We start from the raw sequence: 12,313 nt of genomic DNA on the forward strand, positions 1-12,313 counted from the left end.
GATATTTACATTCCCAACTCGTATGTGCTAAACTATTCATATAAAAACCTCCTATGCTTTCTTGTGTCTTGGCGGACTCAAGATAATTATAGCATAGGAGGTTTTTGCTTGAAGCTGAAGCTCACTGATTCCCCCGGCATAGCCGGGGGTTTTTATTGGATTCACCAATAAAAAAAGCCTGAAATTCTTAAATCAGAATTTCAGGCTTTTCTATTATGCAATCAATTATTTATAGCGATGCAGAACATGGTCTACGATACCAACAATCTTGCCACCTTCCAGATATACACGAGGTACTCTCTTTGTGATAACACAAGTTAATTCATAGTTGATGGTATGCAGTTTATTTGCCAGTTCTTCGATAGGCAGGACTTCGTCGCCCTGTTTACCAAATACAACAACTTCGTCACCCATTTTTACGCCAGGAATGTCTGTTACATCCAACATGCACTGGTCCATGCAGATTCTGCCAACAACGGGAGCAAATTTACCGTTTACCAGCATTCTTGCGTCGTTAGACAGGTTTCTGTTGTAACCGTCTGCATAGCCGATAGGTACTGTTGCGATGATTCTGTCTGTTTCTGCTGTGTATGTTCTGCCGTAAGACAGCTGAGAACCTGCAGGAACATGTTTTACCAAACCGATAGTGGTTTTCAGTGTCATCAAAGGTTTCAGATCAATTCTGCCTTCGCATTCATCAGAAGGAAGCATACCGTATGTAATAATACCGGAACGGCACATATCCAGATGTTTTTCAGGATAAGCAATGATGGTAGCACTGTTTGCGCAATGACGCAGACCAATGTCAACACCTGCTTCTTTCAGTGCGTCTGTCATTTTCATGAAACGATGGAACTGCATGTCTGTAAATGCAGGATTGTCGCCCTGATATGCATCTGCAACGGCGTGATGGGTAAAGATACCTGTAATATGGATATTGGGCATTTTGCTCACTTCAATGATTTCTTTCAGGGATTCTTCAAAATTTTCATCATCTGTCTGGAAACCAACGCGTGTCATACCTGTATCCAGTTTGATATGACCATCTACAACAACGCCAGCTTTTGCTGCTGCTTCCTGAAGGGCTTTGCAGTATTCCATGCCGATCAGCGCCTGTGTGATCTTCTGTTCTGCAAGAATATTTGCACAGTCTACAGGAGTATATCCTAAAATCAGAATGGGCTTTGTAATACCTTCTGTACGCAGACTCATACCTTCCTCGATGTTGGAAACACCAAACCAGTCAAAACCTGCTGCTTCCAGTTTACGGGCTATAAAACCATCGCCATGACCATAGCAGTCCGCTTTGACAATACCCATAACTTTCTGACCATCTTTCATTTTTGCCTTGATGCTCTTAATGTTATAGTCCAGCGCATCCAAGTCAATTTCTGCCCAAGTTCTTCTAATAAAATCCATATTCATACGCTTCCTTTCTGAATTGTCTGTTAAACAAAGACAAAAGTTTTTGTTTCAGCATGTACATTATAACATACAGTGTATTTTTTTGCAATAATGGACTAAATTATTTATTGATGTATGACAACTTTTAGGCAAATTTAACAGAAAACTAACTTACGCAAGATAAAAACGAGAGAACAGCTCGAAGACACTTTTCAGCCCTTCATCTACATCTGCCACGTGGTCTGCATCCCCTACAACGGCATAAGAAAGTCTTTCATCCATCAAAGCCATAGCGATTTCACTGCTAGAAACAGATTTAGAACCACATGCCAATATCAAATGGTCTGCTGTGACAAAAAATGGCTGATTGCCAATGGAAATCATGACTTTTTTCCCATCAAAAGAAGTCACCCTTGTATCGCACATGGTTTGTACACCTGCTTTCTTCAAACCATTGAGCAAAGGTCTAGCCATTGCACCCAGCTCTGCTCCCATACGACTGTTGGCTTCCAAAATTTTAATTTTTGCCTCTGGCAATTTGTTCATCAAGAACTCTGCCAATTCCAGACCTAAGGAACTGCCACCTACAATAACAATCTGCCCTTCACCATATTTCTTTAATGTTTCATCATCCATTCGCAACACGTTTTGTGCCAACTGATATGTGGTTGTTTCCAACCCTTCCAAATTGGGAATAATCGGTTCGCTTCCCATTGCCAACACTGTAAAATATGGTTTCTTTTCCATCACAAAGTCCACATCAACTTCTTTTCTAAGGATGATGTTAACACCCAATTCCTTCAGCGTATGTTCCAGATAAGAAACGAATGTACCGATTTCTTCCTTTCTGGGAGGTAGTTTTGCCAAATTCAGCTGACCGCCCAAATGATCTTCTTTACATACCAAAGTTGTCAAAAAACCACGTTCAGCAGATTTTTTCGCTGCATACATCCCTGCCGGACCGCCGCCAATAACAAGTACTTCTTTTCTAGTGGCAATCTTGCGACGCTGATTCTCCATATATTCATGTCCCGCTTCAGGACAGAATGCGCAATGCAGTTCTTTTCCTTTTAAGACATCCATTATGCAGTGATTGCACGCCTGACAGTGATTAAACATTTCTTTTTTCTGCAGTTTTTCCACATAATGAGCATCTGCCAAAAAGGCTCTTGCAGAACCCACAAAATCACACAATCCTTTTGACAGAACGCGTTCTGCTGTTTCCGCATCCTGAATACGATTACATGCGATCACAGGCACAGAAGTATATTTTTTTATAGCACCTGCCAAAGGTGCATAAGCGCCTTTAGATACATAGAAAGAAATCTGTTCCACAGGAGATTCATGCCAGCCACCTGTTACAGTAATGGCATCAATAAATCCTTCTTGTTCTGCTTTTCTGCAAAAAACGATGGTATCTGTAAGCTCATAGCCGCCATCTAACATCTGCGCGCCAGAAACCTTCATCAAAATCGGGTAATCCCCCACAGATTCTCTTACTGCCTGTAAAACTTCCAAAGGGTATGTCATTCCTTTGTCTTCTCCCATACCATATTTGTCTGTCCGCAAATTGGTGATAGGTGACAGGAATTCAGACAGCAAATATCCAGCAGAAGCACTAATTTCCACTGCATCCACACCATTTTCTTTACAAAAAGCTGCCGCTTTTGCAAAGTCTGCTTTTGTTTGCAACAAATCTTCTTCTGTCATTTCCTGAGGTTCTTCACGGAAAATAGGTGAAGCCACTGGAGATGGTGCCAAAAGTGGCTTGTCTCCATGATTTTTTCTGCTTTCATTTCTACCGCAATGGAATAACTGCACAATCAACTTACAATCATATACATGCAGACGTTCAGCCAATGTTTTCAAGCTATTTCCATCTAATGTATCTGCATGATACATCTTTTTCAGCGCACCAGCATCATTAACCCCCAAAACCATAGTCACTGCTGCCGCGCCGCCTTTTGCCCGTTCTTCATAGAAGGCATATTCTCGTTCTGTCAGTGCATCGCCTTCAGCAAAGCCTGTATGCATAACCAGCATGATCCAGCGATTTTTTAATTCCAAATTTCTAATCTTAGCGGATGAAAACTGCATTTCAAGTCCTCCTTTATCCATAAAAAATATATATCATTCTTTTCTTTTCAGCATACCACAGAACACTGTTTTTTACCATAAAAAAGGAACTCTCTAAAGCAACTTCCCCTTTAGAAAACATTGATTTTCCTTTTTCTTGATTTCTTAAGGGGAATTGCGACGGCTACCTGCATAAGAAAACATAACAAATTAAATCTTCAAAAAATAAGAAAACCAAAATCCTTTGTAATCATAAGGGTTTTGGCTTTCTTTGTTTTCTTATGTAGATACCCAAAAAGCAGACTTCCCTTAAGAAAACATTATGTTTCAATTTCATGATTTCTTAAAGGAAGCTGCAGCAGCTTTCTTCATAAGAAAATAGATCCAATAAACCCTTTACAAAAGAAGAAAGCTGAAATCCCTGTACTACAAAGATTTCAGCTTTCATTATTTTCTTATGAAGAAGCCTCAAACGAGAACTCCTTGTGTTCCATTATGCAGAAATAAAGGAATTAGCAGCCTTCTTTCATTTCTTTCAGACCCATCAAACCTTCTGCAAACAGTTTTGCATCCATCAGTTTGATTTCGCCGTTAGCATCTCTGTCAACGATGGGTTCGAAATCCATCATATCCAGGATCTGTGTCTGCAAGTCGATACCAGGAGCGATTTCTGTCAGGTGCATACCATCTTCTTTCAGCTGGAATACGCATCTTTCTGTGATGTACATAACTTCCTGTTTGTTCTGCAGAGCGATATCGCCGTTGAATGTGATCTGTTCAACGTCTTTCAGGAATTTTTTCTGTTTACCTTCCTGAGCGATAACTACTTTACCATCTTCAACTTTTACTTTCAGACCGCCGGCTGTGAAAGTACCGCAGAAGAATACTTTGTGTGTGTTCTGAGTGATGTTGATGAAGCCGCCGCAACCAGCGATTCTAGGACCGAATCTGGAAACGTTGATGTTACCATGACCGTCACATTCAGCCAGACCCAGATAGCACAGATCCAGACCGCCGCCATCATAGAAGTCGAACTGATAACCCTGATCCAGCAGAGCGTCTGCGTTGTAAGCAGAACCGAATCTGATGCCGCCAGCGGGAACGCCGCCAACAGCGCCGCCTTCTACTGTCAGTGTCATGAAGTCGCCGATACCTTCTTCGTTAGCAACAGATGCAACATATTCAGGAGCACCTACGCCCAGGTTAACTGCAACGTCTTTTTCCAGTTCCATAGCGCCACGACGACCGATGATCTTCTTAGCGCTCAGAGGCAGGGGTTCGGGAGCAACGTCAGGCATACGTTTTTCACCAGACAGAGTAGGATCGTATTCGCAATCCAGTGTCTGCTGATGATCTGCGGAGTCAGCTACTACTACGTAGTCAACATAGATACCAGGAACTTTAACCAGTCTAGGATCCAGAGTACCAGCTTTCACAACTCTTTCTACCTGAACGATAACGATACCGCCGCTGTTTTTAACAGCCTGGCATACGGATGTACCTTCCAGAGGAGATACTTCTTTTTCGAAGGAGATGTTACCGCTTTCATCTGCATATGTACCTCTGATCATAGCTACATGAATAGGGAATGCAGGGTAGAACAGGTAATCCTGACCTTTGATATTAACCAGTTCGATGATATCTTCTTTTGTGATATCGTTTACTTTACCGCCGCCATTTCTGGGGTCGATGAAAGTACCCAGACCAACTTTTGTGAAAGTACCGGGTTTATGAGCAGCGATATCTCTGAACAGGTGGCACAGAGCACCCTGAGATACGTTGTAAGCTTCCATTTTGTTTTCCAGAGCCATTTTTACCAGAGCGGGAACTGTTGCCCAGTGACCTGCGATATATCTTTTCAGCATGCCTTCATGAGCATAGTGTTCAGCGCCACGGCCGTCTTTGTTACCCTGAGAACCGCAGTATACATATGTCAGGTTGTTGGGTTCGCCTGTTTCCAGGAATCTTTTTTCAACTGCTTTGTTCAGTGCTTCAGGAATAGCACTTGCAACGAAACCGCTGGTAGTAATGGTGTCACCATTTTTTACAAGTTTAGCTGCTTCATCAGCAGTAATAATTTTAACTTTTCTCATCGTTAAAATCCTCCTAAATCTCTTTTGCACAATTCTAAGACACTGGGGCAGACCACTGCCCCAGTGTCAAAGGGTTTAAATTACTTATTTTGTTCGAAACAGATGCGAATTACATCATTTCAACGAAGGACTGCAGTCTTGTTTTAACCTGTTCGAAGGATGTAACTTCCTGGTCAACTTCGATCATCAGGTTCTTAACGCCTCTTTCTTCGAATTCTCTGTACATTACAGGGTAATCCCATTCTTCGGGATCACAGAATTTCATCTGAGCGATGATAACTGCGTCTGCGCCTGTCTGAGTCATTTTGTTCATCAGCATTTTGCCACGACCTTTTTTGGTGTCTGTTGCAACGGAGCAACCATACATCTGCTGCCATGCTTTAGCCATTCTGTACAGAGGACCTTCTTCGCCATCCAGAACGTCTACACGGATCTGTCTGGATTCCTGAGCCAGGTCGTCGTCTACGATAGCCAGACCGAATTCGTTGAAGATGTCAAGCAGTTCGTTGGGTTCCAGCAGGATACCAGCAACGATAACTTTTTTACCTGTCCAAGGCTGAACGGGCATTGCTTTTACTTCAGCAATCAGTTCTTTAACCAGTTCTGTGTGTTTTTCTTTCAGCATGAACTGTCTAGCTTTGAATACAGCGTGACGGCTAACAGCGTCGATTACCTGAGGGTAGTCAGCTGCTACTTTAACGAATTCACGCATAACCTGTCTGTTTTCGTTGTAGATAGCGATGGATCTTTCCAGAGCTGCGTTTGTGATTGTTACGCCCAGATAGTGTTCCAGCTGAGCTTTAACCAGTTCGTATTCTTTTACCAGGAATTTGTTAGCTGCTTCCAGACCTCTGTTCTGAGGATGTGTGAATACGATAACAGGGGATGTGCCTTTCCATTTCTGGCTCAGGCATTTCAGAGTGTCACAAGGTACGGAGAACAGTACAGCTGCCAGGTCATCATAAGCACCTTCACACTGCAGTTCCATAACCTGCTGCATAATGGAACAAGCAAAAGGAGGCAGGTATGTACGAGCTTTGGAAATTGTTTTGCCCTGTGCACCCCAGATACCCATAGGCAGGTAACCTGTTGCATGAACCATTTCTTCAGGAGCGTAGATAGGCATAATACCTACAGCGCCTTTACCGGTTTCTGCTTTATAGTCATCCATTGCTTTTTTAGGATTTGCTGCAATGTCTTTCAATTGAGATAAGATAGCTTCAACTTTACTCATTGTTTTCTCCTCCTTATTCTGCTGCTACGTTAGCTTCCATCATTTCAACCAGAGCCTGAACACGAGTTTCATACTGTGCAGGAGAGTATACACGAGGGTCTGTCTGGTCGCCGTCAAAGCTTACATAAGGCAAGCCGTTCTTTTCTTTGATTACTTCAGCTGTTTCAACGTTCAGGAAGCTCATCAGCTTACAGCTTCTGTTCAGGTGGTAAACAACACCGTCAACTTTACCATGTTCCATGATATCCATCAGTACAGCTGCTTTGTTGCTCAGGCATGTATTGATGTATGTTCTTGTGTAAGCTTCTGCCATGGAGTGCAGGGATTCATCGTTTGCATCATATGTCAGATCCCAGATAGCAGGGTATGCGGAACCTGTCATGATTGTGCCCATGTTTTTCAGTGTTTTGAATGTGTGACCCAGGTGAGGCCATACAGCGATACCTTCCCACTGAATACGTGTTTTTTCTGCGCCTTTGAATGCGTAGATACCAGCTTTCAGGTTTTCTTCCAGTTCGTCTGCGAAAGCTTTGAATGTGATTTCAGAGTAGTCCAGAGAACGAGCTGCAACAATCAGAGCCATGTAGTTGAACAGGTCGAAACCATTCAGAGGAGAGGGTTTATATTTTGTGAAGTCAGCGATTCTGTTCCACTGATATACGGAACGCTGTGTCTGTGCTTTTACTTCCTGGAATTTCTTCCAATCGAAAGGTCTGCCGCAGATTACTTCCAGCTGAGAAATAGCATTTCTGAATTCATCAGCAATGTATTCTTTTGCATATTCAGGAATAGGCATTGTGTGGTTGAAAGGTACGTCGATTACGATGCAGGGAATATCCAGTTCTACTGCAAGGTTTTCATACCATTTCAGCAGTGTGTTACAAATGTTGTTACATGTGATAACCAGATCGGGCAGAGGAACCTTAGCTGCGGGAGAGTTAACCAGAACTTCGGGTGCTACGCCTGTGAGAGCAGCTTCTTTCAAGCATTCCATGTAACCCATGTTTACTCTACCATAGGAACAGCAGTCAATGTTGTAGCCTTTTCTTTCTGCAACATCCAGCATATCCATTGCACCGTGTTTTGCACCGATACCAGCTGCATGTGTTTCGGGATAAACCATAGCGATACCCATAGTTACGCAGAATTCCGGAGGAGCTACAGAAGCAGACCAGCAAACCAGGTCGCCTCTTTCTTTTGCTTTTCTTGCGTCCTCATCAGTTTTTGCCTGATAGTAGCCTAACAATTGTTTTGCTTTCATGCCTTGTGTTAAACTCATTCTAATCCCTCTTTCTTATTTTTTTTGAGCCGCTTCGTATGCAAACAGTGCTGCACCGAGCGCGCCTGTTGTTTGTGGGTTTGGAGCCACAATTACGTCTGTTTTCAATACGCTTGCAACCGCTCTTACAACGCCGGCATTCTGGGCAACGCCGCCAGTCATGACAACGTCTTTTTCCAGACCACCTCTGTAAGCAAGGCCACATGCTCTGCTGGCTACGGACAAATGAACGCCCTTGATGATGTTATTTCTGCTTTCGCCGTTAGAGAGCTGGGAAATAACTTCAGACTCCGCAAATACGGTACAGGTGCTGCTGATAGGAGCAGTATCTGTTGCCTGCGCATCAAGTTCTGCCATTTGATCCAGAGTCGTTTCCAAAACTCTTGCCATAACTTCCAGGAAACGACCTGTACCTGCTGCACATTTATCATTCATAAAAAACTGCCGAATGCCACCTTTGCTGTCCAGTCTGATTGCTTTCGCATCCTGACCGCCGATATCAATGATGGTGCGTGCAGTGGGTATCAAGTGATAAATACCTTTTGCATGGCAGCTGATTTCGCTGATCTGTTTATCAGCGCCTTCAAAAGCGAATCTGCCATAGCCGGTTACAACCAAATAAGAGATGTCTTCTCTGGTCAGGCCACTTACTTTGTAAGCCTGTTCCAAAGCTCTCTGGGGACCCGAAGAACCTGTTCCGACCTGAACAACTTCTGCGGCCACAACGTCTTTCCCGTCTTTCAGGATTACAACCTTGGAAGAAGCGGAACCAACGTCAACACCCATTGTATACATGTTTTGTCCTCCTTTGATCTATATATTTGACCATGCGATAAAAACAAAATGAAATGTAATTTTTTTGTCAACCATTGCTCTTCCCCGTTTGATGAGCAACTTTATGATTGTGTTACCAATCACATTACAAAAACCTATATTTACATATAAGTTTTCGTCGTTTTGCAATGCAGATGACTTATTTCACTCCCTGCATTTGTCTTGATTATAACATCTTTACTTTTTGATTGCAACCATATTGTTAAAAATTTATTATATTTTTTCAAAAATCAAACAAAAAAACGACATACCTGCAAAAACGGTGGATTCTGTATACAATTTAGTTCTCTTTCCCATTTTTTCCTTCCACTTTTTGTAAAAATTCGTGTGATTTTTTTAAAATCTCCCCTAATTTTTAGCAAAACAGCAGAGGAATCTCAACATTTTTACAAACAACGGAAATAGCTAAATGTATACACTCCCCATACAAAATTGCTTTGTATACGAATTATTTGTATTCCAAATCCTTCTAAATCACTAGAATTTGTTAAATAATCTGCAAAAATCCCCTTCTCCAGAAATCGCAATATGACCATTTCTTTCACAAAAACAAAAAAGCGAAAGAATCCATAAACAGATTCTTTCGCTTTTCCATTTCATTTATTTTTTTTCATCTGGGCAATCTCCCATAGCAATTCTTCTTCTGTTCGAATGACAAAAGGTGTAATTCCAAACGCTTCCGCTTTTTCCTCCAGCATCCGCAGACACAGTTCATAATAACCGCCTTTTACATGCAGGCGTTTTGCCATTTTGGGCAAAATCTCCTCATTGATCTCCCGCAGGTTTAACAGTTGTTTCCCGTTAACATTTTCCCACTGGATCATTGCCCGCAGCATAGCATAAGCTTTTTCTTCGCTCCATTTTCTGTCAATGTAATATTTCTCGCCCGCCAGACCATAGAGCAGCCTCATACCATCAAAATATCCCAGCGTCATATCCTTTTTGGTCTGTTCCCCGTCAAACTGCAGGATGCCACCAAGTTTTTCCCTTGGTGCCACTACAGTGACGTTCACACCTTCTGGTATCTTCACCTTTTTTTCATAGCCAACGCCAAAGATACGGATGACAATAATATCTTTGTAGCCTCTTTCCACCAGGCTATTCAAAGGCACCACGTTTTTGATGCTGCCATCTGCATAAAACTTTCCGCTTAATGGTTCCCGTTTGAAAGCAGGGAAATAAGCACTGGCCAGCAACATATCATGGATTGTCCCCTTTGGCAGCGCAGCCGCTTCCAGATCCAACTCTTTTTTATCTGTCAAAGAATATGTCACCAGATAGAAATTGACATCTGACTGACGAATTTTCTCCTCATCCACCACTTCTTCCAACAGATTCCGTAATGGTTCTGCATCGAAACCACGATTTTTAATGACTTTCGCCATATCCAGCAAAAAAGACGGCCATTCATTCCAACGCATTTCTTTATCAAAAAAAGCTTTCATCTGTACATCATCTACATCAATAATCTGAGAAAAGGTCAGATTTTCCCAAAGATGTACCGCTTTATCCAGATCACGCATTGCCATCAGTGCCCCATTCAAAGCGCCTACAGAAGAACCAGAAACAGCGCAGTATTTGACACCAACTTCCTCAAAAGCTTGCCAAACCCCAATTTCATAAGCGCCTTTTGCGCCGCCGCCTTCCAAAGCAATGGCATATTCTTTTGATAAATCCAGCTTGATTTCCATGGCTTCCCCCTTATTCTGCCAATTTTTCCAATGCCACTTCCAAAACTTCTCCTGCAATAGGTGTTGCCTTGCCGTAATCAGAATTTTCAATGACAACTGCTACAGAAACCTGCGGATCTTCCGCCGGTGCATAACCTACAAACCAAGAATGGTCTTTGCCTGTGGCATTTTCTGCTGTACCCGTTTTACCAGCAACAGTTACGCCGCTGATCTGAGCCGCTGTACCTGTACCATGATCTACAACACCCACCAGCAAATCATTAAGCTGGCTCGTTTCTGTAGGAGAACAGATTTCCATGAGTTTTTCCGGCACAGTTGTATCGCCGATTTCTCCATTTGCATACTGAATGTGATCAACAATATATGGACGCATCATAATACCGTCGTTTGCCACAGCAGAAATCATCATTGCCATATACAGAGGTGAAACACTTGTTTTCCCCTGACCAATGGATGTTTCCACCAATTCACTTTCTGAAGAATCTTTATTCAGTGACATGACGCTCTGACTGTGTGCCAACGCAAAACCATAATCAGAAAGAATGCCACATTCCTTCATAACTTTGCTCAGGTTTCCTGCCCCGATTTTTTCTGCAAGAGCCGCAAAATAACAGTTGCAGGATTCCGCCATGGCTTCTTCCATATCTACTGTGCCATGGGCTTTGTTATTGTAACAATGGATGACCTTGTTTTCAAATTCCGCTTCGCCTGTACAATCATAAGTAAAGCTCTCCCAATCGGGCACATATTCCATTGCCGCAAGGGCAGTGATAATCTTGAACGTAGACCCGGGAGGATACAAGCCTTGGGTTGCGCGGTTTACGAGAGGGCTATCTTCATCTGTAGTCAGATAATCCCAATCGCCGGAAACAGTATTCGGGTCAAAGTCAGGATATGCCTGCATTGCCAAAATACGTCCTGTGGAAGGTTCCATAACCACAACAGCGCCTTTTGTACTGCCCAGCAAATCCCCTGCCGCACTTTGGATATCCATATCCAGTGTCAGTACCACATCATTTCCTTTGGGATCTTTTCCTTCCAGCAGACCAGACAAACGCTGGAGCAATTCCTGATGGACGGACATCAATTCAAAGTTATAAGCCGCTTCCACACCGGTTTTCCCTACACTACTATATCCCGTTACGTGGGCAGCCATACGTCCTCTGGGATATTCACGCAAATAACTGCCATCTTCCTGTAACGTACTGGTTGCCAACACTTCTCCGTTCCGATCCAGAATATCACCTCTCTGGATGCCTTCCTCATCGTTACGCAGACGGATATTATAAGAGTTACCGGATATTTCCGCGCGATCTACAATCACTAACTTGCCAAGATACCCCAGCAGCAGAAAAAAGCAAAGTGCCAGGAGCCAGAAGATGAACTGAACCCAAAAAGTTAGACAATATTTTCAAATTAAAATTGTTTAAGAAGCCAGAAGGGCTTGTTGTCTGTAAATTGCAGGTGGCAAGCCCTTTAACTTTGCTTTGATTCGATGGTTATTATAATAATCTAAATATTCCACCAGTTCCTGCTTGAAATGTTCCATAGATTGAAACTGTTGAAGATAGAGAAGTTCGCTCTTGAGCAGTCCAAAGAAATTTTCCATGACAGCATTGTCCAGACAGTTACCCTTTCGGCTCATACTTTGCCGGATTCCTTTTTGTTTGAGCATTTGGCGGTAATATTTGTTTTGGTACTG

9 protein-coding genes are annotated in these 12,313 nt (G+C 42.7%); all 9 read right to left on the reverse strand.

What is annotated here, in order from left to right; translation table 11 throughout:
- Positions 1–225: 225 nt before the first annotated feature.
- A complete protein-coding gene (alr, locus tag BUB35_RS16075) occupies positions 226–1,419 on the reverse strand; it encodes an alanine racemase (protein WP_072853409.1) in 1,194 nt (397 codons plus the stop codon).
- A gap of 156 nt (positions 1,420–1,575) precedes the next feature.
- On the reverse strand, positions 1,576–3,501 hold the full coding sequence (locus BUB35_RS16080) for an oxidoreductase (RefSeq protein WP_072853411.1): 1,926 nt from the start codon (positions 3,499–3,501) through the stop codon (positions 1,576–1,578).
- A gap of 491 nt (positions 3,502–3,992) precedes the next feature.
- Positions 3,993–5,573: an acyl CoA:acetate/3-ketoacid CoA transferase gene (locus BUB35_RS16085; RefSeq protein WP_072853413.1), complete on the reverse strand. Its 1,581-nt coding sequence runs from the start codon at positions 5,571–5,573 to the stop codon at positions 3,993–3,995.
- Positions 5,574–5,682: 109 nt separating this feature from the next.
- On the reverse strand, positions 5,683–6,807 hold the full coding sequence (locus BUB35_RS16090; RefSeq protein ID WP_072853415.1) for a 2-hydroxyacyl-CoA dehydratase subunit D: 1,125 nt from the start codon (positions 6,805–6,807) through the stop codon (positions 5,683–5,685).
- Between the two features lie 13 nt (positions 6,808–6,820).
- A complete protein-coding gene (locus BUB35_RS16095; protein ID WP_072853417.1) occupies positions 6,821–8,086 on the reverse strand; it encodes a 2-hydroxyacyl-CoA dehydratase subunit D in 1,266 nt (421 codons plus the stop codon).
- A gap of 15 nt (positions 8,087–8,101) precedes the next feature.
- A complete protein-coding gene (locus BUB35_RS16100) occupies positions 8,102–8,881 on the reverse strand; it encodes an acyl-CoA dehydratase activase (protein ID WP_072853419.1) in 780 nt (259 codons plus the stop codon).
- 635 nt (positions 8,882–9,516) lie between these two features.
- A complete protein-coding gene (locus tag BUB35_RS16105) occupies positions 9,517–10,611 on the reverse strand; it encodes a patatin-like phospholipase family protein (protein ID WP_072853421.1) in 1,095 nt (364 codons plus the stop codon).
- Positions 10,612–10,621: 10 nt separating this feature from the next.
- Complete coding sequence (locus tag BUB35_RS16110; RefSeq protein ID WP_084730751.1) at positions 10,622–11,935, reverse strand: peptidoglycan D,D-transpeptidase FtsI family protein; 1,314 nt, start codon at positions 11,933–11,935, stop codon at positions 10,622–10,624.
- A gap of 102 nt (positions 11,936–12,037) precedes the next feature.
- Positions 12,038–12,313, reverse strand: a 276-nt coding sequence (locus BUB35_RS16115; protein ID WP_143158938.1) for an IS3 family transposase, incomplete at its 5' end; no start/stop codon positions are given.

The organism is Anaerotignum lactatifermentans DSM 14214 (genome assembly GCF_900142265.1).
GTDB classification, from domain to species: domain Bacteria; phylum Bacillota; class Clostridia; order Lachnospirales; family Anaerotignaceae; genus Anaerotignum; species Anaerotignum lactatifermentans.

Bases quoted from the DNA above. Each gene is read 5' to 3' on its own strand.
- BUB35_RS16100 (WP_072853419.1), bottom strand. From the start codon at position 8,881: ATGTATACAATGGGTGTTGACGTTGGTTCCGCTTCTTCCAAGGTTGTA.
- alr (WP_072853409.1), bottom strand. From the start codon at position 1,419: ATGGATTTTATTAGAAGAACTTGGGCAGAAATTGACTTGGATGCGCTG.
- BUB35_RS16085 (WP_072853413.1), bottom strand. From the start codon at position 5,573: ATGAGAAAAGTTAAAATTATTACTGCTGATGAAGCAGCTAAACTTGTA.
- BUB35_RS16080 (WP_072853411.1), bottom strand. From the start codon at position 3,501: ATGCAGTTTTCATCCGCTAAGATTAGAAATTTGGAATTAAAAAATCGC.
- BUB35_RS16090 (WP_072853415.1), bottom strand. From the start codon at position 6,807: ATGAGTAAAGTTGAAGCTATCTTATCTCAATTGAAAGACATTGCAGCA.
- BUB35_RS16095 (WP_072853417.1), bottom strand. From the start codon at position 8,086: ATGAGTTTAACACAAGGCATGAAAGCAAAACAATTGTTAGGCTACTAT.
- BUB35_RS16105 (WP_072853421.1), bottom strand. From the start codon at position 10,611: ATGGAAATCAAGCTGGATTTATCAAAAGAATATGCCATTGCTTTGGAA.